Annotated in this window: 19 protein-coding genes; 10 read left to right on the plus strand and 9 right to left on the minus strand. The window is 46.0% G+C overall.

The window, feature by feature from the left end; genetic code table 11:
* The first annotated feature begins 77 nt into the window (after positions 1-77).
* Positions 78-1,511, plus strand: coding sequence for a glucosaminidase domain-containing protein (locus PPO43_RS08830; protein WP_272616952.1), 1,434 nt, complete (start codon positions 78-80; stop codon positions 1,509-1,511).
* Positions 1,512-1,740: 229 nt separating this feature from the next.
* Here PPO43_RS08830 and PPO43_RS08835 read toward each other — a convergent pair whose 3' ends face one another.
* A complete protein-coding gene (locus PPO43_RS08835) occupies positions 1,741-2,649 on the minus strand; it encodes a DUF3137 domain-containing protein (protein WP_272616954.1) in 909 nt (302 codons plus the stop codon).
* 81 nt (positions 2,650-2,730) lie between these two features.
* Here PPO43_RS08835 and PPO43_RS08840 point away from each other — a divergent pair, with 81 nt between their 5' ends.
* Positions 2,731-3,948 (plus strand): NRAMP family divalent metal transporter, encoded by a 1,218-nt coding sequence (locus PPO43_RS08840; RefSeq protein ID WP_272616956.1) that lies wholly within the window; start codon positions 2,731-2,733, stop codon positions 3,946-3,948.
* On the opposite strand, the gene PPO43_RS08845 is transcribed toward PPO43_RS08840, so the two are convergent.
* Together PPO43_RS08845 and PPO43_RS08850 are read right to left on the minus strand one after the other, a co-directional pair.
* The gene (locus PPO43_RS08845; RefSeq protein WP_272616958.1) at positions 3,880-4,206 is read right to left on the minus strand and encodes a hypothetical protein; all 327 of its coding nucleotides are present in this window, start codon (positions 4,204-4,206) and stop codon (positions 3,880-3,882) included. The genes PPO43_RS08840 and PPO43_RS08845 overlap by 69 nt on opposite strands.
* Positions 4,207-4,375: 169 nt before the next feature.
* Positions 4,376-5,059, minus strand: a complete 684-nt coding sequence (locus tag PPO43_RS08850; protein ID WP_272616960.1) for a hypothetical protein — start codon at positions 5,057-5,059, stop codon at positions 4,376-4,378.
* A 275-nt stretch (positions 5,060-5,334) separates the two neighbouring features.
* Between PPO43_RS08850 and PPO43_RS08855 the strand changes: the two genes are divergently transcribed.
* The gene (locus tag PPO43_RS08855; RefSeq protein ID WP_272616962.1) at positions 5,335-6,279 is read left to right on the plus strand and encodes a CIS tube protein; all 945 of its coding nucleotides are present in this window, start codon (positions 5,335-5,337) and stop codon (positions 6,277-6,279) included.
* Here the strand turns inward: PPO43_RS08855 and PPO43_RS08860 are convergent.
* Positions 6,276-9,779, minus strand: a complete 3,504-nt coding sequence (locus PPO43_RS08860; RefSeq protein WP_272616964.1) for a hypothetical protein — start codon at positions 9,777-9,779, stop codon at positions 6,276-6,278. The genes PPO43_RS08855 and PPO43_RS08860 overlap by 4 nt on opposite strands.
* 135 nt (positions 9,780-9,914) lie before the next feature.
* Complete coding sequence (locus PPO43_RS08865) at positions 9,915-10,718, minus strand: CDP-alcohol phosphatidyltransferase family protein (RefSeq protein ID WP_272616966.1); 804 nt, start codon at positions 10,716-10,718, stop codon at positions 9,915-9,917.
* A gap of 75 nt (positions 10,719-10,793) precedes the next feature.
* Here PPO43_RS08865 and PPO43_RS08870 point away from each other — a divergent pair, with 75 nt between their 5' ends.
* Entirely contained in the window at positions 10,794-11,705 is a 912-nt protein-coding gene (locus tag PPO43_RS08870) for a DMT family transporter (protein WP_272616968.1), read from the plus strand.
* 1,396 nt (positions 11,706-13,101) lie between these two features.
* On the opposite strand, the gene PPO43_RS08875 is transcribed toward PPO43_RS08870, so the two are convergent.
* The 3 genes from PPO43_RS08875 to PPO43_RS08885 all read right to left on the minus strand — a co-directional run bounded on the left by PPO43_RS08875 (position 13,102) and on the right by PPO43_RS08885 (position 16,634).
* Complete coding sequence (locus PPO43_RS08875; RefSeq protein WP_272616970.1) at positions 13,102-15,408, minus strand: thioredoxin domain-containing protein; 2,307 nt, start codon at positions 15,406-15,408, stop codon at positions 13,102-13,104.
* Positions 15,409-15,613: 205 nt separating this feature from the next.
* On the minus strand, positions 15,614-16,201 hold the full coding sequence (gene rdgB / locus PPO43_RS08880) for an RdgB/HAM1 family non-canonical purine NTP pyrophosphatase (RefSeq protein ID WP_272616972.1): 588 nt from the start codon (positions 16,199-16,201) through the stop codon (positions 15,614-15,616).
* A gap of 7 nt (positions 16,202-16,208) precedes the next feature.
* Complete coding sequence (locus tag PPO43_RS08885; protein WP_272616974.1) at positions 16,209-16,634, minus strand: hypothetical protein; 426 nt, start codon at positions 16,632-16,634, stop codon at positions 16,209-16,211.
* Positions 16,635-17,053: 419 nt separating this feature from the next.
* Between PPO43_RS08885 and PPO43_RS08890 the strand changes: the two genes are divergently transcribed.
* Together PPO43_RS08890 and PPO43_RS08895 are read left to right on the plus strand one after the other, a co-directional pair.
* A complete protein-coding gene (locus PPO43_RS08890) occupies positions 17,054-18,142 on the plus strand; it encodes a branched-chain amino acid aminotransferase (protein ID WP_272616976.1) in 1,089 nt (362 codons plus the stop codon).
* 314 nt (positions 18,143-18,456) lie between these two features.
* Positions 18,457-19,455 carry a calcium/sodium antiporter gene (locus PPO43_RS08895; RefSeq protein WP_272616977.1) on the plus strand — a complete coding sequence of 333 codons (999 nt, stop codon included), beginning with the start codon at positions 18,457-18,459 and terminating at the stop codon, positions 19,453-19,455.
* On the opposite strand, the gene PPO43_RS08900 is transcribed toward PPO43_RS08895, so the two are convergent.
* On the minus strand, positions 19,452-19,898 hold the full coding sequence (locus tag PPO43_RS08900; protein ID WP_272616978.1) for a hypothetical protein: 447 nt from the start codon (positions 19,896-19,898) through the stop codon (positions 19,452-19,454). The two genes, PPO43_RS08895 and PPO43_RS08900, sit on opposite strands and share 4 nt — an antisense overlap.
* 582 nt (positions 19,899-20,480) lie before the next feature.
* Between PPO43_RS08900 and atpB the strand changes: the two genes are divergently transcribed.
* The 4 genes from atpB to atpH all read left to right on the plus strand — a co-directional run bounded on the left by atpB (position 20,481) and on the right by atpH (position 23,208).
* On the plus strand, positions 20,481-21,746 hold the full coding sequence (atpB, locus tag PPO43_RS08905) for a F0F1 ATP synthase subunit A (RefSeq protein ID WP_272616979.1): 1,266 nt from the start codon (positions 20,481-20,483) through the stop codon (positions 21,744-21,746).
* A 55-nt stretch (positions 21,747-21,801) separates the two neighbouring features.
* Entirely contained in the window at positions 21,802-21,996 is a 195-nt protein-coding gene (atpE, locus tag PPO43_RS08910) for an ATP synthase F0 subunit C (RefSeq protein ID WP_015692680.1), read from the plus strand.
* 101 nt (positions 21,997-22,097) lie between these two features.
* Positions 22,098-22,619 (plus strand): F0F1 ATP synthase subunit B, encoded by a 522-nt coding sequence (atpF, locus tag PPO43_RS08915; protein ID WP_272616980.1) that lies wholly within the window; start codon positions 22,098-22,100, stop codon positions 22,617-22,619.
* A 28-nt stretch (positions 22,620-22,647) separates the two neighbouring features.
* Positions 22,648-23,208 carry an ATP synthase F1 subunit delta gene (gene atpH / locus PPO43_RS08920; RefSeq protein WP_015692682.1) on the plus strand — a complete coding sequence of 187 codons (561 nt, stop codon included), beginning with the start codon at positions 22,648-22,650 and terminating at the stop codon, positions 23,206-23,208.
* Positions 23,209-23,210: the final 2 nt, after the last annotated feature.

A 23,210-nucleotide genomic window follows, 5' to 3' on the forward strand; every position in this document is an offset into this window, starting at 1 on the left:
AAGTGATTGACCTACTCTCTAACGATAGAGAGAGTCTGCTTCGTTTATAAAAAGGGCTCTTTCTTAAAGTTTCGCATATGATTTTCAGACCCCTACTACTTGGTTTAGGCTTGCTTTGTATAGCCCCTCAACTCTCTGCGGCAGAGGGAAGTGACCCTCTTTTGCCCCTAGAGCTGCAAGAAGAGGAAAACTTAAAAGCCCAAGCTTATATCCGCAGTTATTTAGCTATCGCCATTGAGGAAATGAACCGAAGTGGCATCCCGGCTAGTATTACTTTGGCTCAAGGGATGCTGGAATCTAACTACGGTCGTAGTGAACTAGCTAATCAGGCAAATAATCATTTCGGAATTAAATGCGGCAAAGATTGGTCTAGTGATACTTACTATAAGCAAACGCTAGAACAAACAGCATACGGCACAGAACGTACAGAAATGGCTTGTTTCCGCTCTTATGAAACTGTGGAAGAGTCCTATAAGGATCACACTAACTTTTTGTACTCTCGCAAACCCTATCGCGATCTTTTTGCCGCAAGAAATATGGATTATCGCTTTTGGGCCAAAGGTCTAAAAGAAGCCAACTACGCCACAGATGTCAATTACGCACATAAGCTGATTGATGTAATTGAAAAATTTGATTTAGCACAATATGATAGAGTCTCTACACAGTATCAACTTCCTTCCAATACAGATTTAAGTGCCTATCGAGCAGATCCAAATCTCGATATGGGCGAAGACCTTTCTACGGTCCGCAATAGAGTAGAACGCCTAGAAAATAGTTTGCAACAAGCACTAGCCCATCAAGTAGAGTTACAAATAGAGCTAAAGGAGATGAATCGTCAGCTTAATCAAATGGCTCAGCGAGATGATCGCCTCAATGGTAAGATTAACTATGTTGGTACCGCTTTAGAAAACCAAAAAACGGTGATTGAAGAACTACAAGTTGAACTTAACACCGTGAGTAGTATTCAGCGCCAAATGTTGACTCTTGATCCTTTCCGCGATCTCTTTGATCCAGAAACAGGGATGAAAAAACAATTGGTCATTTTTCCTACTCAACATCATAATCAAAAGGGCGTTTTTTATAAGAATAGCCGTAGAGCCACCACCTTACGAGAAGGCATGACCTTAGATGATATTGCTGAAGAACATCAAGTGGAGCTCAAAAATTTACGCCGCTACAATGATCTTTCTATGGGAGAAGAAGATAATCTACCTCCCAATTGCTATATCTATTTGGAGGCCAAAGGGAATATGGTGGAAGATGCACAAGGTCCACATAAAGTAAATGAAGGAGAAAGCATGTACACGATCTCTCAGCTTTACGGAATTAAATTATCTAAGCTATATAAGCGAAATCGCCTAGAAGAAGGCGAAGAACCCGCAGTGAATGAGTTTATTTTCCTCAATGAAACCTGCGATAATAAACCCGCTTTGCGTGGAGCTAATCCTTATCAAGTAGGAGAAACCCAACCGAATGTTGATCTTTTTGGTGGGGGAGGAGCTAAAAAATAATTGGCCCCAAGCCCAAAATGAAAAGCGCCTTTCTTTTTATAAGAAAGGCGCTTTTTTGGTCCAAGAAAAAGGCGGCGAAGCCGCCGCAAAGGCGCGTAGCGCCTCGGCTGAGGGATGGACAGCAGTGGCCGAAGGCCAGACCAAAGCGCGTAGCGCTGCAGGGCCGAGCGAATAGCGAGCTGCGAAACAGCCCGACCCGCCCTGTGGGCGGGGCAGCCCCAAAAAAAAATTAGTGACGCAAATCAAAGTCTTCTACCAATTGGGTAAAGACAAAAAGCTCCTCATAATAGGCTGAAATCAACTCAAAATCGACATTGGTGCTAAATAGATGGGCATCCAATAATTCATAGGGTTCGGCTACCGCCAAATAAAAATGGCTTCCCATAAAAGAGGCGTAAATTTCTTGGCCCGAACGTTCGTGATAGCTGTTGAGGGTATTGAGCAAGTCAGGGGTTAAAATGTCCTCATATTTCATTTTTCGGTCAATATAAACCAGAAAGTCCTCATCAAAGCGAGGGTTGCCCGTATCCTTGAGCTCATAACCGCCATAACGCGTGAGCCGCTTGAAGGTCCGAATGAATTTTTGGGCTTGTACTCTAGGGATAATGACCATTTGGCCCTCTGCCCGAAAGTTGAATTTGGTGTGAAAAAAGACCCCATTGAGCCAAGTTTCCAAACGGTCTGTTACATCAGAAGTATGCATGACTTTGAGCTCACACATCTCAAAATAAACCTCCCCAATTTTGCCCATGATATAATCTTCTCCGCTATAAATATGCGGATTGAAGGGGAATATATGCGCTCGATTAAAGCTATCCTTGGGAATGAAATCCTTATGATAATAGCGCAAACGAGGATCAATAAATTGCAAAATAGACTGCACCACTAAGGGCTTAAAACGAGATTTGAAGCGATCGATCCAACGCAGAAAAAAGTTGTAGATAAACCAATAGGGCAAAATGAGCAGGAAAATAATGGGGAAAAGCTCAAAGGCCAAAACCGCCAAAACCAAACCCAATCCAGTCAATATCGCTAATCCAATACTAATGATGAGGGCCCAACGCTGCCGCTCAAATGCTTGCAAATCAGCATGCAGATGATTGTTGTAGTAGCGACGAAATTCTTGGAGCTCTTGCATGAGGCTAGGAAATAAAAGGCTTGCTGGAATCAGTCAAAAATAAGTATCTTCCAGTTTTATTTTGATATTCCGCTCTATTTTATGCAAAATCTATCTCAACGTTGGGCACGCTTAGGCCCTGGTTTGCTCTTTGCCGCAGCGGCCATTGGCGTTTCGCATTTGGTCCTTTCTACTCAAGCGGGGGGACAATATGGATTTGGGTTGTTTTGGCTACTCATTTTGGCCCATTTGGCCAAATATCCCTTTTTTGAATTTGCCCTGCGCTATGCCCAAAAAACGGGAAAAACGCTTTTGCAAGGTTATCAGGAGCTGGGCCAATGGGTGCTTTTGCTTTTTATTGGGCTTACTTTAGGGACCATGTTTAGCGTGCAGGCTGCAGTCAGTTTTGTCTCTGCCGCTTTGGCGGGCCCCATTTTGGGCCTGAATCAACCGCTTTATATGTCGGCTGGACTCTTAGTTTTTGCCGCTGTCATTCTCTTATGGGGCCAATATAAACTGTTGGACCAGCTGATGAAATATATGGTCTTTTCCCTCTCCATTTTGACGCTTTTGGCCCTACTTCGCCTACTTTTTCGGCCTTTGCCAGAGATAGATTATATGCCTTTTTTCTCTTTAGAAGCTAGCCATTTGGCCTTTATTATTGCCTTTGCAGGCTGGATGCCCGCGCCCCTAGATCTTTCGGTCTGGCAATCGATCTGGACCCTAGAAAAGAAGAAAAATCAAGCAGATTTTGGCTGGAAAGAAGCCCAGTTTGATTTCCAATTGGGCTATGGCGTGAGCATTTTTTTGGCCTGTTGTTTTATGGCTTTGGGCGCTATTTTATTAGCTGGTAGCGACTTTCCCCAAAAGGCGCTCGCTTTTGCCCAACAATTGCTCAAGGTATATGAGGAGGCGCTAGGCCCTTGGGCCGCCATTTGGGTAAGCTGGGCCGCCTTTATCTGCATGTTTAGTACCCTGATTACTTGCCTAGATGCCCTGAGCCGAACGATGGGCCAAGCTATGGAATTAGCTTTCCCAAACTCGTCTTTTTGGCATCGGCAGGGACTCTGGATCGCCGTCTTAATTGGAGGCGCTTTGCTCATCATTTTTGCCTTTTTACAAGCTATGGGACAGCTGATTTTTATCGCTACCGCGCTCTCTTTTCTCAGTACGCCATTTTTTGCCTGGGCCAATAGCCGCCTAGCTTTCAGTCTGCCCAAAGAAGATGCACCCAGCCCAAAATTTCGCTATTTAGCCTATTTCGCTGGGGGCTTCCTCCTGCTCTTTTGCGGCCTCTATTTGTTCTCTTTGTTGGGCTAAAATGGGCAGCAATTCGGTCCAAAATTTTTGCAAATTTTCTGAAAGCTCTACCTCTTCAGATAAACCGACTTGGGCCAAAATATCAAGCAAAGACTGAATACGCGCCTCGGTCGTATAAAATTTATTCATCACAATTTGCCGCTGCTGCTTGACCAAGCAATAACCCGACTGAAATTGGCCCTTTTCATAGCGAATCCGATAATCCGCCGCCTTGAGCAGCTCTTCTAATTTTTTTAAGGTGGTTTTGTTGTACTTCACGCTTCTATTTTTCTAATGATTTTTTTTAGGGGCCTCCTGCCTTCGGCAGGCGCTACGTTTCGCAGCTCGCTGTTCGCTCGGCCCTGCAGCGCTACGCGCTTTGGTCTGGCCTGCGGCCACTGCTACACATCGCTAGGCCGGCTCGACAAAGCTGCGGCCAAGGCCGCAGTTAGCTGGCGGGTGGAGCAGGGTAGAGGGTTTCAAATTTAGCTTGCAACTGCGGCAATTCGGCTTTCATTTTGGCCTCTGCAGCTTCTAGGTCTAGGCCGCGAAGCTGGCTGCTATCGCCTTCTTCCAAAATTTGGATAAAACCCTGAGCATAGCGATTGACATCATCTACGGGGGCCCGCTCATTAAAGCGTTCCATCATAAAGATGGCGGAATTAAGGGCGGCATGCAAATAATAATGGGCTTTCTCGATTTCGGGTTGGAATCCTTGGCCCTGGCCCGCAGGCAATTGGGCAAAGCGGCTAGGATCGGTTTTATGGAGCAGCATCAAGCGAGTAAGTGCCAAGGGATTGAGATAATTGTCCGCTACTTTTTCCATGATGTTTAAGCCCAAATCAAAAGAATCTTGCTGAAAGTATTTTTGGCCCAAAAAATAAAGGCCAAAAGAAGCTTCTAGGGCTTGAATTCCTGGCCGCTCTAAGCGTGTTTTGATGCCTGTAATATCTGTTTCATCTAATTCTTGGCAGAGCAAAAGAAGATCGGGATCTTGCTCGACGGGCAACTGCAATTGATTTTGCGGATTGTCTAAGAGCTCGGCTACCGTATAGCTTTTGGCTAGTTGGTCTGAGCAACTAAAAAGGCCCAAAGAAAAGAAGGCAAGAAGAAAAAAAGCATAATGATTCATAGATAAAGGTTTTGGCGGAAAACGCAATTTTCTGGTCCAGAAGGCGGGCGCAGCCCGCCTGGCCTAGCGATGTGCAGGGGTGGCCGAAGGCCAGACCCAGGCGGCAAAGCCGCCGCAGGGCCGAGCGAGCAGCGAGCCCCGAAACGTAGCGCCGACGAGCAGAGCGAGGCGGAGGCCCAAAAATAATAAAAGAAAAAAACATACGGTAAGGGTTGATTTTGTAAACTTGTAGTTATATCTTTAGTGTAAACATTTTTAACTAAAGACAAAAGATTATGCAGCAACCATTTCCGGCGGGGACCGCCATGAGTAAACTGTGCATTAAGGCCTATGCTTTGGCGGATTATGATGAGCGCAGTTATATTGGGCAAATTTATTTGGCGATCAATCCGGCTAGTTTTGATATTTCCTATAAGGTGAAGAGTACGGAGGAGTTGGCGAATGTGGCGCAATCGGAGGAAAAGCCACAGGCGAGCAAAGAAACTTTGGCGCATCGTCCTGAGTATTTGATTCCAGAAATCAAGTTTGGGAATATTTTGGTGGATGCGACGGGGGCCTATCATCAGGGGAGTCAGCAGGATAAGGCCTTGTTGAAGAACAAAAATAACAAGCCTTCGGTGGCGCCATATATTAAGGCCTTGAAAGCTTTGATTTACGATTATAATGAGCAGGCGAATGGGCCCGCTTATTTGAAATTGGAGTGGGGGGAGATTTTGCCCAGCAATGATTCTCGGAAGGAGGCCAGTGCGCATACTTTCAACTGTATTATTTCGTCCATGGACATCAACTACTCTTTATTTTCCTTTGAGGGTTTGCCCATTCGGGCGGAATTAAGTTTATCCTTTTGGGGGCGTTCGCCATTTCGGCAGCAGCAAAAATGGGATCAGTCGGCAGTGCGGCAAGAATTGGTCAAATATGAGTATCACGACATTCAGCAGGGGGATAATTTGGGCAAGATTTCAATGCGTTATTTTGGCAGTTTAGCTTATTATTTATTGTTGGCGCAATACAATGGTTTGACGAGTTTATATCAGTTGCCCGTTGGGCAGCGCTTAATGATTCCGCCCAAAAGAGTGTTGTTAAATTGGTCTAAAATGAGGCAACAAAAGCGGAAGCGAATAGGGCGTAAGCTGCGCAAAACGGCTAGAGAAGAAGGCAAGGCGCGTTTGCGTCGAGAGATATCGGAGGCTATGCGTCGGGCGAGTAGGCGGTTATTTTAGAAAATGGCTCGCAACTGCATTCGGCCGAGGTGGACCATTTGGGCTTCGCCTGTTTTACGGCCTTCATAGCTGAGGGAGAGTTGCAAAAACTTGCTAAGCGCTTGTTGGACCTCCAGGGTCCATAAAAAATTACTTCCCGCTTGCAGGCCTTCCGTCAAGGCAAATTGGCTAGGGCTATTTTGTTCGCCCTCATATTGAAGCTCGACCCAACTGAGTTTCAGGCGGATGTTTCTGCGTTTTCCCTTGCTGCTAAACCATTTGCCTTCTAGGCCCAACTCTTGGAGTTGGGCCTTTTCTATGCCTAGGCGGTTCTCGCTATCTTTTTGGCGATAATTGAGGCTTAGACGGAGGTCGCTTCCTCTTAGGTAGCTCAGTTTGGGAATAAGCTCCCAAGAATCGAGTAAATAATTGCGTTGGCTATAAAAATCGGAGCGATTTTCATTTTGGGCCAGATTGCTCTCCGTTTCAAAGCGGAGAAAAGGCTTAATTTGCCACCAGCTCGAAAAGCTATAGCTTGTTTTTCGTTGGCTATCGAAGCCGAGATTTAAAAGGCGTTTGCTTCGGCTATCGCTTTGTTGTAAAATGAGGCGAAACTTGCGTCCTCTTCGGTCCCAATAAAGGGCATTGCTCATATTGGAAGAGATAGAAAGCAGGCTACTATCGGCAATATCGAGTTCAAAGGGATTGAAGGCGGCCAGTTCTTCTTGGGCTAGCGTTTTGCGTTCTAGCTTGAAGATAGATCGGCTAGAGATTTTTTTGAGCCAGCTTTTGGGGCCTGTTTTGGCGGCCCGCCAAAGGCGGGCGGGATCAATTTCTATACTTTGGTTGAAGGCCAATTGGTTGGCGCGGACAAACTCGCCAGTGAGCACTCGTAATTGAATAAAATTAGCTTGATCTTGAAAGGGGGCCTCTTCAAATTCATCTTGTTCTTGGATGCTATTTTCGTTGCGATCGATCCAAACATGCGTGCCTTGTCCAATATCTACCTCTAAATAGTTGTAGGCATATTTTTGCTCTTGTCCAGCCCCCAACTCATAAATCGTTTGCCATTTAATCAGGCCCTTTCTCCATTGGGCATCATAGGCAATGCGGCCTAGATAAGTGTTTTTGGGGTCTTGGCTGCTCAGGCTGCTATCTAAGACCATTAATTTACGATAATTGAGGTTGAAGCTCAGGTTTTCTTTGGCCCCCAATTGCCAATGTCCCTGTAATTGAGCTTCTTGAGCTAGGGTCACATCCAATAGATTTTCCCCCAAAGGCAGGCGGTCTAGTCGTTGACTAGCCGAGAGCTTCAGCGAAAACTGCTCTGTAGTAGGCAGCTCCGCACTAAAGCGATAGAGCTGATACTGAAAACTATTGGCGGCTAAGCTATCTGTATTAATCCGTTGTTGTTTGTTTTCTTCTTCATAGTAGGCCGAAATGCGCAAGCCTTTTTGGAAGCGGTAGCCCAATTGTAAACGAGGGCGCCAAAACTGGCTATTGGATTGAGAAAGGTAACTGCCTTGGCCCGTTAGTTCCCAGCCCTTATGCTGAAGCTGCAGGTTTGCGCTCTGTTGCCAGTTTTGGCTGCTATCTCTGAGCAGGCCACTTAGTTTGTAGCTAATATTTCCTAGTCCCTGCTGTTGGGCATTTAGGCCCAGCCAAAAGAGTTGTTCTTGGCTACTGCTGCTATCTAGTCCCCAATCTCGACTAAATTCTCGATTCCGATAGGGTTCTATGGTTTTAAAATTAGCGCTGAGCTGCTCATAATGGGCGTTGATGCCTAGGCTCCTTCGGAGGGTGTCCACCCTCTGGCTATCTACTTTTAACCGATAGCCCAAGCTCAATTCCTGCTGATAGCTTAGCCGCAGAGCTACGCCCTGATTATCTTCATTGTCTATATTAGAAAAGCGGTTGAGGTCCTCTTGACTAATCGCTAGATTGGCCATTAATTGTCCTGTTTTTCCAAAGTTATAATAGCTACTAATTTCCGATAGCTGCTTTTTCTCTGGCGCCTTGAGTAGCCTAAGGGGGGCATATTGCCCGCGACTCTGCCCAGTTATGGGATCAGGAGCAATCCAAATATATACACTGCCATTAATTTGTCCCTCTTCCCGAATATAATCGCCGCCCTGGCTCACTGCCCTAAAACTGACCGAATAGAAATTGCTATCACTGGCATTGCTGCTAGCATAAACCAAAACTGAATCATAGTTGATTCCATTAACAATACTATCAATAAGTTGGTAAGCCACCAAGCCCGATAATCCATCTGCTTCATTAATGCTTTGGCCGCCCCATATCTGGGCGGTTTGATCCCCTGCTCGACTCAAGCTGGCTTGGGCCGAATCACTTAGGGGATTGGTCGGTTGGTTTTTGGCATCTTGTTCTTGATAGTGAAAAAAGCGCAGCCCCCATTTTTTGTCTTCATAATGGCCATTAATGGCGGAAATGCTGCGGAGATACTCTAGGTCCGAATAGCTAAATTCAACCTGTATGCGCTTGTCTTTTGTGATGAGGACCTTATTGGTAAATTGGATTTCCCCTAAGTTATAGTCAATCGTATAATCTTTATCGGAGCCCCTTTCTAGTTGCTGCCCATCAATAAATACGCGCTCACTTCCCGCCAGTATAATCAGTAATTGCTCGCCATCATTGCCCTCTAAACGATAGGGACCTTGGTTGCCCTCTTGGCCCATAAAGCTATTGCGGGCAAAGGTTCCTCTAGAAATGGCAAAACTGCCTTGTCCCCCCCATTTTGCCCCCGATTTCAGTTGGCCCGAACTTCCAAATTGGCCCCCCTGCAAGCGCTTGAAATGATTGAGGAAGTAGCTGTTTTTGGGCTGCTCCAAATCATAATCCCCAGCCAAAAGGTAATGTTCATCTACCTTGAATTGAATGAAAACCCGATCAAAATCTTGCAGCTCTTGGCTATTGCCCTCAGGTTGGACTGGAATGTTATTATCCGATAAAGCCCCCGTAATCTCTACGCCCCCAACTTCTCCCGCCAATTGTAGATTGAAGCTAGAATTAAGGATGAGGTCTTGCTGATTCCCCAAGGAAATCCCTCTCGCAAAGCTGCCATTATAATCCAATCCCTTCAGATCGCCTTCTTTGCCGCCCTGCCGCTGTACCTGATAGCCATAGGATTGGCCCAAAACGATATCTTCCCCCAACTGCATTTGAGGCTGCAACAATCGCCGATCTTTTCGCTCCCGCCTGCGGTGAATGGGCAAGGGCAACCGCTTATAGCTCAAACAGAGACTATCTTGCTGCAATAAGGCTCCCTTGGGGAAAAAATAACTGCCCTGCAGCCGATATAAACTGTCCGCTAAAGGTTGCCCCCGCCAATGTAAACTGCCTGGCAAGACCCATAAACTATCAAGCAGTATACTATCCGCCAAGACATAACAGTCCGACTGCCGCAACTGCTGCTGTTGCAAACTATCTAGCTGGGACAATGTCTGCGCCCCAAGCTGCCCAAAAAAGAAAAGACCGCAAAATAAAAGCAGTAAGCGCAAAAGTATGGCGTTTTGGTGTTCTTTAAGATAACGCTAAACTACTGCTTTTGGCTGGTGGGGGAAAGAGAAAGGGAAGAAGCTGCGGGGCTTCTTCCCTGGGGTGGACGCTGTTTAAAAACCTACCTTCCCACATCCCTACTCCCCCAAACGCAAGTCCCCCACCACAATAGCCACCACCGACAACAACAAGTAGAGCAGAATCCCCGCAGGCAGGGCTAAGCCCAAGGGCAAAAAGATCAGCAAGGGTAAGATGCCCAAGATGAGCAGAAAACGCCAACGGTTGGGCTGCCACGCCAAGGACTTAAACTTGAAGCTGAGCAAGGGAATCTCCGCAATGAGGAGGTAGCAAAGCAAAGCCAGCAAGCCATAAAGCAAGGGCGGCCAAAGTAAGTATTGCTCCAATCCATAGAGCTGCTGCTGTACGGTCCAAAAGTAACCAAAGACAAAGAGGGTGGTGGCCGGGGTGTTCAAACCAATAAAGCTTTCCGATTGCCGACTATCCGTATTGAATTTGGCCAAACGCAGGGCCGAAAACAAGAGCAACAAAAAAGGCAACAAGAGCAGGTAGCTCTCCCGCTGCCCCCATTGCAATCCCTCTGGCAGCTCCAAGGCTTGCATGAAGAGCTGATACAACATGGCGGCCGGAAAAAAACCAAAGGAAATCAGATCCGCTAAAGAGTCGAGCTCTTTGCCCAAAGGCGATTGCGCTTTGAGCAAACGCGCCAATAAGCCATCTCCAAAGTCAGCCATTAGGGAAACCAAGAGGCAGTAGGGCAAAACCTCCCATTGTCCAGAAAATAGACTGATGATGGCCGCCGCCCCCGCCCAGGCATTCAATAAGGTGACCGAATTGGGGATTTGTTGCTTGATGCTTGTCCACATAAATTGATGTTTTGTTTTTCCCAAAAAGGTATCGGCCTTTAAGAGAATTCTAATCATTAGCTGTTAGGCAAAGATAGCAGAAAAAAAAATCTAGCTTTGCGCAATTTTTTGCCGCACTCAAAACGACTGTCTATGCCTAATCGCCTTTTTGCCGCCCATTTGGCCCTCTTTACAGTGGCCCTGTTGTATGGTGCAAATTACTCTATTGCCAAAATCGCTATGCCCGAGCCGATTCCTCCCGCCGCCTTTATTATGCTTAGGGCCCTAGCCGCTAGCCTGCTGTTTTGGATCGCTAGCTTTTGGCTCAAGGAAAAGGTCGCTAAGGCCGATATTCTGCGTCTAGCTATCGCCTCTGCCTTTGGCGTGGCTTGCAATCAGTTGCTCTTTTTTAAGGGATTAGAAATGACTAGCCCCATTAGCGCATCGCTCATTATGCTGACGGTCCCTATTGTGGTCCTTTTATTCTCGGTTTTCTTCTTGAATGAGCGCCTCAATAGCTTGAAAATAAGCGGAATCGCCCTGGGCATTATCGGCGCGGCTTACCTGATCCTCAACACGGGCAGCTCTACGGCTTTCAAGGCGACAAACCCTATGCTGGGCAATTTGTTTATCGGCGGCAATGCTATTGCCTACTCGATTTACCTGATTATGATTAAACCCTTGGCCCAAAAATACCAAGCCATTACGCTGCTCAAATGGGTTTTCCTCTTTGGCTGTTTTTATGTCTTGCCCTTTGGCGGCCCCGGCGCTTGGGCCATTGATTATCATGAGTTGTCTGCCGAAATATGGGCGGTGCTGGCTTTTGTCCTCATTGGCGTGACTTTCTTTGCCTATCTACTCAATGCTTGGGCCCTACAACGCCTGCCCGCTTCGGTGGTGAGTAGCTATATTTATTTGCAACCCCTACTAGCCGCCTTGATCGCTATCCTCCTCGGTGCCGACGAGCTGCGGCCCGCCCTTTTTATCTCGGCTGCCTTTATCTTCTCTGGCCTCTTCCTGATCTCTTATAAGAAGAAGCCTAAATTAAATCAGGAAGCGACTTAGTGTTTTTCGGGGCCTCCCGCCTTCGGCGGGCGCTACGCTTCAGGGCTCGCTGTTACTTGCTTCGCTGCGTCGGCTCCCGTTGGTCGGGTCGCTCGGCCCTGCGGCCTGACGGCCTTGGTCTGCGGCTTCGCCGCCCCCTTTCGCATCGCTAGGCCGATACTGTGGGTTGAAACCCACAGCAAGGATGCTATTGCTTCGCAATGTTTTATGGAATGAGGGTTAAAACCCTCATTGATTTAAATCTTTTGGCCTTAGAACTGGCTGTTTTCATCTAGTTATGGGCTGAAGGTTTTAACCTTCGGCCCATTTTATTAGGTCCAGCATGGCCTCCCTTTTTGCTGTGGGTTTTAACCCACAGGCCTATAGGATAGAAACTTTGCCCCTAAGGGCCAATACACAAAATTATGTCTGGGCCTAATTGACCAATAGAGCCAAACAAAAAGCCCCCTCCAAGGAGGGGGCGACTACTACTATTAGCCTAGGGGCTTGCCCCTAGGGTAAAATGACAAGCGCTTAAATACAAGGGTTTTCAATATGTTGTTTTTAAGCCCTTTTAGCTAAACTGTTGTAGGGTCGGTCCAGAAAAAAAAGATAGGGCCTTATACAGCTATCCCAAGCTAATCGGAAAAATCCAAACGGCCTGGGGAATTTCCCCACGTTAATCGGAAAAATCCAAACGGCCTGGGGAATTTCCCCACGTTAATCGGAAAAATCCAAACGGCCTGGGGAATTTCCCCAAGCTAATCGGAAAAATCCAAACGGCCTGGGGAATTTCCCCACGTTAATCGGAAAAATCCAATCGCCATGGGGGATTTCCCCAAGCTAATCGGAAAAATCCAAACGGCCTGGGGAATTTCCCCAAGCTAATCGGAAAAATCCAAACGGCCTGGGGAATTTCCCCACGTTAATCGGAAAAATCCAAACGCCTTGGGGAATTTCCCCAAGCTAATCGGAAAAATCCAAACGCCATGGGGGATTTCCCCACGCTAATCGGAAAAATCCAAACGCCTTGGGGAATTTCCCCACGCTAATTTGCCGCCTCCGATTGCCATGGGGAAATCCTTAGAGGAGATGGGAAGCTAAACTTTGGTCCAAATCAGCAGCAAAGCGGCAATGCTCTTTTGTTTTTAGTCATTATTGGAGGGGATAGAGCAGCAATACCGCTTCCAAGGCTGGGGGAACCCCAGCCTATCGGCTGAGGGATGGTAGCGGGTGGCCGAAGGCCAGACCAAGCTTTTGAGCGCAGCGAAAAAGCGCAGGGCCGAGCGAATAGCGAGCCCGCGCACAGCCCGACCCGACCGAAGGGAGGGGCAGCCCCAAATCATTGGAAAAACACATAAAAAAAGCAGCTTCCCCATAATGGGAAAGCTGCTCAGTAGCGTAAAAGGCAGATAATTTAGCCCTTAATTTTTTCAATCAAGGCCTCTGTTTCCGTGGTTTCCATATCTGCGGATTTGGCAAAACTTATGGCCTTTTCGGCAGTGGCAAGGGCCTCTTTCTTCTTGCCCAATTCATAGAGCAGATTGGCTTTGGTATCTAGATTATAGTAGTTTTCCTCTAGGGCAATAGATTTATCAATCCATTTGAGGGCTGCTTTGAGTTCTTTTTTAGAGCTATTCGCTAGGTAATAGGCCCAAGCGACTTCATTAAGCTCTGCCCAGTTGTCTGTATGATCGAGTAACAGAATATTGAGATACTTAAACTCTTTCTTGGTCCCGCTATAAATAATATTATTGAGCGTAGCGATATAATAAGCGGCTGATTTCTCAGAAAGGGTAGTATTGAGTTGTTCGACTAGCTGCTTATACTCTTCGTCTTTGGTACCTTGTCCATTGAGGCGTTCTCCAAGCGAATGAATTTTAGTCATGAGGCCTTTTTCTAGGTATTCCTCAACTGTCTCGGCCCCATTTTGTATGACAAACTCTTTTTTGTGGGCCAGAACATAGTCAAAGTACTTTTGCTCATAGCCCACTTCAGTCATGCTGATAATCTCGAAGTTTTCGCTTTGCTTCCAGTCTTCTTCCTTAATAAGGTCTAGATAAGTGCGGGCCTCTTCGCTATTGTTTTCATAGGCAGCAGAAAGGGCCAGGATATAATTGCGTAAAAACTCGGGTTGGCGGTCGCCTTTCTCATAGCGTTTTTTGAGGCTAAAGAGCTGTTTGTTGGGGTCCAAAGCCGTTTGGCTTTCGGCAATGAGCTGTTGGGCATCGGGTGCACCCACTGATTTGTGGAGAAGTTCGCCATCGGCAGAGAAGAATAGAAGAGTGGGGTAGGCTTTAACCCCATGTTTTTCGGCAAACTCTAGTCCCTCGCCTTTTTCCATATCTAACTTGTAGCTAATATAATTTGCATCGAAGTGCTGGCCTACTTGTGGCTGGGTAAATACCGTTTTGCTCAACCATTTGCAGGGGCCGCACCAAACGGCATAGGCATCGACAAAGATCATTTTGTTTTCTTTGAGGGCAAGGGCTTTGATCTCCTCCCAGCTGCCTTCGGTAAAGCTGATCCCATTGGCAGATTTGGGCATTTTTTCCTCAATCTTTTTGAGCAGGGCTTCAGTCTCGCTGACATCATCGCCATTTTCTTTGCCTAGGGCAATAGACTTCTCGGCGGCCTTTTTGGCCTCTCCGTAACGCTTGAGTTTAAAGGCGAGGTTGGCTTCTGTATCTGCATTGGCAAATCCAGGGGCTAGGGCTACTGATTTTTTGGCCCAGCTATAGGCCATGCTCAAGAGATTTTCTTCTTCCTTTTGCTCAAAATAGCTCCAAGCGTAGCTATTTAGCATTTGGGCATTATCGCAATGCTCATTGAGGTAGACATGTAGATATTTATCGCGTTGGGGGGTGCGGAAATAATACTGTAGGTCCAAAAGGGCAATAGTTGAGGCCGCTTGTTTTTCGCCCAAAACGCTTTTGATCCGCTCTTTATAGAGCTCATAGGGTTTTTGCTGCTGTTCTTGCGCAATTTTGCGCATCCCTGCCTCTAGTCCAGTTTTGAGGTAGTCATTAACCGTTTCCTCGCCCAAGACTTTTACAAAGTTGGCCTTTTTCGCCAATACTTTATCATAGATAGGGCTGCTTTGGTCGGCAAAAAGTTCTTGGATGAGGCTAAAGTATTCCTCTTGGGTCCAGTTCACTTCCTCTGCTTCTTCTAGTTGTTTTTGGGCTACTTCCTGCGCGCCGGCATAATCGCCGCCATTCATCAAAGCATCCAAATAATTTTTGACCTCCTTTTTGGGCAAGCCCTTTTTAGATTGATACTGCTTTTGGAGGGTATAAAGTTGTTTTTTGGGGTCAATAGCGGCCTTGCCATCTTCTAGTAGGGCTTCGGCATCTTTGGCGCCCATCACCTTATGAACGAGCTTGCCCTCTGCAGAGAAAAACAGCAGGGTAGGGTAGGCTTGTACTTTATGGGTATTGGCAAATTCGGGCCCTTCGCCTTTTTCCATGTCAAACTTATAGTTGACAAAATTGGCGTTGAAATGTTGGCCCACGGCCTCATCGGGAAAGCTATTTTTAGCCATCCATTTGCAGGGGCCACACCAAACGGCATAGGCATCGACAAAGATCATTTTCTTTTCCTTTTTGGCCTTGGCCAAAATATCGGCCCATTGGCCTTCAGAGAATTGAATGCCCTGTGCCCAGCTTTGGCCAGTACTAAAGAGCATAAAGAGCGCTAGGCTCCAAGAAATTAATTGTTTCATATTATTATAATTATGAATGAGCGGGTAAATTTTTTCTTTTGGGGCTGCCCCTCCCTGCGGTCGGGTCGGGCTGTGCGGGGGCTCGCAGTTCTGCTCGGCCCTTCGCTTTTTCGCTGTGCTCAAAAGCTCGGTCTGGCCTTCGGCCACCCCCTACCATCCCTCAGCCGATGCGGGCGCTTCGCGCCCTGCTAGATGCAGCAGTACCTTATAGTTGGGCCAAAAACAGACTCAATTGGCGAACGGCTTGGCCTCTGTGGCTAAGCTGTTGCTTCTCTTCTAGAGTCATTTGGGCAAAGCTGCGTTCATAGCCTTGGGGAACAAAAATGGGATCGTAGCCAAAGCCTTTTTCGCCTAGGCGTTGGGGGGCAATTTGGCCGGGGGCGATACCTTCAAAGTAGTGGATATCATCTGGACCGAGGTAGAGGCAAATGACGGTTCGGAATTGAGCGCTACGATCTTTGGCCGCCGCCAATTGCTGCAGCAGTAAATCCATATTGTCATCGGGATTTTTTTGTGGACCAGCATAGCGGGCGGTATAAACCCCTGGTGCGCCATTTAGGGCGGCTACTTCTAGGCCGGTATCCTCAGAAAAGCAGGCATAGCCATAATGTTCCCAAACGTATTGGGCCTTTTGTAGGGCATTGCCTTGCAGGCTATCTTGTTCTTCGGGAATATCTTCTAGGCAGCCAATATCGGTCAAAGACAAAAAGTCGAATTGCTCGCCCAATTGGGCCTTAATTTCACGGATCTTGCCCGCATTGGCGGTAGCCATGACTAATTTTTTCTTTTGCATCTGTTCTCTAGCTATTTTTTGCAGGGAAAATTTCTTGTAAAGCCCGCCAAAGGGCCAGTTTATGATTCTTTTGCTGGGCAATTTGTCTGGGGGCCAAGCCTTGCAGCAATTGCCAGTTCTTATAATGGACCAATTGATAAAGGGGGAGTTCCAAATGCAACCCCAAAACCTCTGGCGAAACCCCAAAGAAAAAACAAGGAGCCAAAGGAATGTTTGAAATTTGAACGCTTTGCTTTGGGGGAGTTGTCAAGAGCTGAACATCTTCCTTAAGCTGCAAGCCTACAGCCTGCATCACCTTGGTCAAAAAGTCGAGCTCTTCCTCACTATATTCTTGGCCCAAGAATATATAAGCCTTGCGGCCCTCCTCTATAGAAAGAGGCTTACTTGGAATTTGATACAACTCGCTTTCAAAGAAATTTAGATTAAACTTCATTCTATTAGCTTTTATGGAAACCCAGAGGGCTTTATTGGGCGATTATAATAGTCTTTGCCCAAAATATTAAAAATAAGGGCGTAGCCCCTTGGCCAAAAATATAATGGTTTAATTGTACTGGGCCCAAAACAATGCAGGAGGTTTAAAACTATTAGACAGAATATTATTCCTATATATGGCTTATTGTTTAATGTTTATTCTAAACAAATGTTAATAGTTTTCTGTTGACAAAATTTTTTGTATCTTCACGATCCGAAAGCCATAGGCTAGTCCCAGAAGAAGTGATGTGTTTTGATTAGGAAGTATCAATGGTAGTTTTCTTTTTCCGTTAGGGTTCCAAAAGTACGGAAAAAGCCTAAGAGTTTGGACTATTTGCAAGGCTGCGGCAATCATCTTTAACCTCATCTAATATATATTGTATGAAATATCCAATTTCAGTGGAGCTGACGAAGCAATCTCGTCTGGCCGAGGTAGATTTTGATAACTTGGTTTTTGGGCGTGTGATGTCAGATCACATGTTTGTAGCTGACTACATCGATGGTGAGTGGACAGACTGTAGAATCATTCCTTATGGTCCTATGCCTATGAGCCCTGCTATTATGGGTTTGCATTATGGTCAGGCCATTTTTGAGGGAATGAAGGCAAATATATCGGCCAAAACTGGCGAGCCTATTCTCTTCCGTCCCGAATTGCATGTAGAGCGTCTAAATCGTTCTGCCAAGCGTTTGGCCATGCCTGAAATTCCTGCAGAGATTTTCTTAGAGGGGGTACATCGCTTAGTAGATTTGGACCGCAACTTTATTCCTGATTTTGAAGGCTCGGCTCTTTATCTTCGTCCACATATGTTTGCTACAGATGCCTATTTGGGTGTGCGTGCAAGTGATTCTTACCGTTTTGTGATTATGAGCTGCCCTGTGGGACCTTATTATCCAAAACCCGTAAAAATTAAGGTAGCAGAGAAATACGTTCGCGCTTTTCCTGGTGGAGTAGGTTTTGCTAAGGCTGCTGGAAACTATGCCGCTACTTTGGCTCCCGCTCTAGAAGCTAAGGAGCAGGGCTTTGACCAAATCCTTTGGTTGGATGGTAAAGAGTTTAAATATCTGCAAGAGTGTGGGACCATGAACATCTTTGTGGTCATTGATGGCAAAATCATTACGCCTCCTACTACAGATGCTATCTTGGCGGGTATTACTCGCGATAGCTTGATCCACTTGCTAAAAGACAAAGGGTTTGAGGTAGAGGAGCGCAATATTTCTATTCAAGAAGTAATTGAGGCCCATCAAGCAGGTAAACTAGACGAAATGTTTGGTTCTGGAACTGCAGCGGTTATTTCTCATATCTCTGACTTTAGCTACAAAGGCAAAAACTTTGAGTTGTCTCCCATCGAGGGCCGCAAAGTTGGTCCCATGGCTAAAAAGTTGATCCAAGATTATAAAGTAGATGCTGTAGAAGATACATTTGATTGGTTGGTGCCTGTGCGCAGCAGTAAGAAAGAGTTTTCTAAGTAAGGATAAACTACGAGCAGATAAAAAGAGCGGCTTCTCTACCTAGAGAAGTCGCTCTTTGTTTTGGACCCAAGGCAAAAAAAAAGAGGCATTTCTTTAAGGGCCTAGATAAAAAGTTATTTTTGTAGCATCTTGCTTTGGAGCGAGCAGGCGGCGAAGCCGCCGCAGGCCACAACAAACCCTTTAGGGGGCAGTTCGACGACCAAAGGGAGTAACCGCCGACGAGCGCAGCGAGGCGGAGGCCCCAAAAAATAAAAAACTAAATCTTCATCATTCGGCCTCTTTGGGCCAATTACTCATTGATACTGCTATTCTGTATGGATTTCATGACAATTTTCTTTCTCATTATTGGCTTTGTATTGCTCATCAAGGGAGCCGATTATCTGGTAGATGGGGCTTCGGCTGTGGCCAAGCGCTTTGGTATTCCAGATATTATTATTGGTTTGACGGTGGTGTCTATGGGGACCTCTGCGCCCGAGTTGGTGGTTAGTGTGGGTTCTGCCATGCAAGGTTCTACGGGTTTGGTTTTTGCCAATGTGATTGGGAGTAACATCTCGAACACTTGTTTGATTTTGGGTGTGGCGGGTTTGATTGTGCCCTTGGTGGTGCAGTCGACTACCGTAAAATATGAGTTGCCCTTATCGATTTTGATTATTCCCCTGCTCTTTGTTTTGTCTAATGACAGTATGCTTTGGGGAGCCGAAACAAGTACGCTTAGCCGCATAGATGGCTTTATCTTATTGACCTTATTTGCGGGCTTTTTGTACTATGTTTTCCGTTCTGCCAAGAACAATCCCGAGGAAGTAGAGGCAATTGATCCTTTGCCTGCATGGAAATCGGCCATCTTTATTGTGGGCGGTATTGCAGCCTTGGTTATTGGTGGCGATTGGGTAGTGAGTTCGGCCAAAGATATCGCTAAAGCATTTGGTATGACGGAGCGTTTGGTGGGCTTGACCGTTGTGGCAGTAGGGACCTCTTTGCCAGAGCTAGCCACCTCTGTGGTAGCCGCCATGAAGCGCAATTCTGATATTGCGATTGGCAATGTGGTGGGCTCTAATATCTTTAATGTGCTTTTGGTTTTGGGAACGAGTGCAGCCATTATGCCCACCAACTACGAATTGGCCATCAACTTTGATTTATACTTCTTGATGGCGGTCAGTTTTGTCTTATTTGCTTTCTTTTTTGTGGGCACTTTGCGCAAAGAGAACCTCTATACCTTAGATCGTTGGGAGGCCGCCTTGTTGTTGATCGCCATCATTGGCTACTTTGCCTATATTATCGTCAATGATCCTGGCACAGCGGCAGCTGTAGGTTAGGGTTTTTGCCAAAGGCTATCGATGCCGGGACATTCTTTTTGGGCCCAGCGCCATAGCCGTTTTTCCCAGCGCTTCAGGGCTTTATTTTGGAGTTGATGGGCCTGCCAATGGGCAGAAAAAATTAAAGAATCGCCTTGATAAAAGGCCATAGAAGAAACTGGCGCTCCTGGCATAGGGGGCGGCAGTTCTTTTGTTTGGGGGCTAGGGGCTTTGGGGCCTAATTTATTTGGTCCTTTGGTCAGCAATTCATCTTGTTGGTGGGCTGATTTACGAACAATTTGCAGGCCTTGGCTATCGAGCTGCATCCGCACCGATTGCTGATGGGGCGGGGGCAGGCTCGGATTCCCATGATAATATTCTAGCCGATCCCAATTGGGCCCCTTATGGCAAGCAAAAAGCAGCAGACAGGCAAGCAGACAGCCGCCAAAATTCTTGAAATGCATAAAACTGGATTTAATGAAGGTCTAAGTTAAGAAGTTGTTTGAATATTCAGGGAAGCATATTTTTTTTGGGCTGCCCCTCCCGCCGAGTTGAAACCCAGTGCAAAGCGGTATCGCTTTGCGAAGCTATACAAAATGAGGGTTAACACCCTCATGAGTTTTCGCTCGGGTCGGGCTCTGTCGTGGCTCGCTGTTCGCTCGGCCCTTCACAAAATTTCGCTGCGCTCATTTTGCTCGGTCTGGCCTTCGGCCACCACTTTCCATCCCTCAGCCTGCGGGCGCAAAGCGCCCTGTCCACCGCAGAAAAAAAGTTGGGCCAAAGGACTTTGAAAAAGGAACTAAAAAAGAATTCCTCTAAACAAAATTTAACGATAGTTAAAACCTAGCAAAAGAAATTAAATTTTGGGCAAGTTATATTTCTCTTATATAAAAGCTAGTAAAGCTATCATTTACTGCTAAAAGCTTCTAATTGAAGCAACTGCAGTATAGAAACTGGGGGCTAAAAAAAATAAAATTCCTTTGCATAGGTGGCGAAACTGCATATCTTTGCAGCGAATTTAAGAAAACCATCATAAGCTAAACAGCATGCTTAAGAAAATTTACAGCCTTCTAGTAATTGCGATTTTGGGCCTTTTGGGAGGTCAGAATCAGGCTTATGCTTCTGGGGGAGATGACCCCATTGAGGCGGTCATGCACCACATTGGCGACGCACATCAATTTCACATTGTAGGCGATATGTATTTGCCCTTGCCTTGTATTGCTTATAGCGATGCAGGTTTTTTCTTTAGCCTATCTTCTGCTTTTGAGTATAGCCATGCCAATCACATGAGCCTCAAAGCTATCGACGGATATGTATTGTATCATGACGAGTTGATGCGCATCAAAGGAGATTTTCCTGCTGGTGTTGTAGAGCTAAAAACAGATGGTCATGTTGATGCACACTCTGATCAGCCGATGCCTGGCCATAGCGATGCTCATGGCGAAAAGCAGGTAGTCGATGAGCATGGTGTTCATACAGAGGGTGGTCACGATCGTGACGAAGTGCATACTATGCACCAAATTACGCATGATGGAAAAACGTATGAGCTAGAGTCGGCTAGCAAGCTACAAGCGATGACTAGCTGGTATGATTTCTCGGTAACGAAGAATGTATTTTCTATGTTTTTGGCCTTCTTGCTATTGGTAGTCATCTTTAGCTCAGTAGCCAAAGCTTATAAAAAGAATCAAGGAAAAGCGCCCAAAGGCCTTCAGTCTTTGCTTGAGCCTGTCTTTGTATTTATGCGCGACGAAGTAATTGAGCCTGCAATTGGCCACAAATGGGAAAAATTCTTTCCTTTCTTGATGTCGCTATTCTTCTTTATCTTGTTTTCTAACTTGTTGGGCCTCATTCCTTTCTTTCCTGGAAGTGCCAACATCACAGGAAACTTGGGCGTTACTTTGGTACTCGCCGCCTTCACTTTCTTGGTCACTAACATTAGCGGAAATGGCCACTACTGGCGCCACGTCTTTGCTATGCCTGGTGTACCTCTTCCCATCTTGATTTTGTTGACGCCTATTGAGGTAGTTGGTTTATTTATTAAGCCAATTACGCTCTTGATTCGTTTGTTTGCGAACATTACGGCAGGTCACATTATCATCCTTTCATTGGTTAGCTTGATTTTCATCTTCTCTAATGGAGGCGAAAACACAGGCGGTGCCGTAGGAGGTGGAGCAATTGCAGTTCCTTTTGTATTTGCCATGAACTTCTTGGAGCTCTTCGTAGCTTTCTTGCAAGCCTTCATCTTTACTTTGCTTTCTTCTATTTATATCGGTGCAGCTGTAGAAGAGCACCACCATGAAGAAGCACACTAGATTTCGACTAACGATTATTATTTATATTTTTTTCATTCTTTAATCATTACTTATTATGGGACCTCTTGGAGCTGGACTAGCTGTTATCGGCGCAGGCCTTGGAATTGGACAAATTGGCGGTAAAGCCATGGAAGGTATTTCACGTCAACCTAAGGCGGCTGGTGACATCCGTACAAGTATGATTATCGCTGCTGCTCTTGTTGAGGGTGCTGCCCTCTTTGCTATCGTAGTAGCTTTGATCAAAGAGTAATTTTAACTCTTCAAGCTGACTCGACAACGATTGGTTGTCGAGCAGCTTCTTTTCTTTTAGAATTTTACTATTTCTTATAATACACATATATACTCTGCCTTATGCTTTATCTAGCAGACTTCTCTGTGATGAATCCAAGCTTCGGCTTGTTGTTCTGGACCAGCATCATCTTCATCTTGGTATGGTTGGTTATCGGCCGCTTTTTCAAGAGTATCAAGAATGCGCTTAAAGATCGTGAAACCGATATCCAGTCGGCTCTAGATCAGGCCAAATTGGCTCGTGAAGAAATGGCTCAACTAAAATCTGAGCATGACGTATTGTTGAAAAAAGCTCGTGAAGAGCGCTTGAAAATTATTGCTGATGCTGAGGCCGCTCGCGAGCAAATTGTAGAAGAAGCCAAAGCTAAAGCAGACCAAAGCAGCCGTCAAATGATTGAGGCCGCTAAACAAGAAATTGAGAACCGCCGCAAAGAAATGGAGGTGGAGCTCTTTAACGAACTCGGTCAACTTTCTGTACATCTTGCAGAACAACTCATTGGCCGTGAACTTGAAAGTAAGCATGAGGATTTCATTCAGTCTAAAGTGACTGAGTTGAAAAATACAGACCTCGCCCAGCTCAACTAATTTTTTCTTCCTCTAACTTTTAGCTATTATGTCTATTAGCCGTATTGCCGCTCGCTACGCCCAATCACTCTTTGATTTGGCCCAACAAGAGCAAGCACTCGATCAAATTCATGAGGATGTAAAAAGTATTGAGCAGGTGGTAGAATTGCCCGATTTTGAGGCAGTCATGAGAAACCCACTGATCTCTACCGAGAAAAAAGAAAACATCTTCGAAGCCGTGTTCAAAGGGAAAATTCATCCCCTCGCCCTCAATACCTTGATGGTAATGGCTGAACACAAAAGAGAACGCTACCTTAGCGCTTTCTGCCACTTCTTCCACAACCTCTACACTGAGTATAAAGAGGTTTCTATCGTTAAACTGACCACGGCCACTGCCGTTAGCCAAGCCGCTATTGACAATATTTTGGCTGGCTTTCAAGAAAAAGGCCTAATCAAAAAAGATATTGAACTAGAGGTGGCTGTAGATCCTAGCCTCGTTGCTGGATTTGTGCTCGAGTTTAATGATAAAGTATATAATGCCTCTGTGGCGCAAAAGCTCTCTGAGCTGAGAACCAAATTTAGTCAAAACCTCTATACTAAAAATATTTAAAG

Origin of the sequence: Saprospira sp. CCB-QB6, from assembly GCF_028464065.1 — a bacterium.
Lineage (GTDB): Bacteria > Bacteroidota > Bacteroidia > Chitinophagales > Saprospiraceae > Saprospira.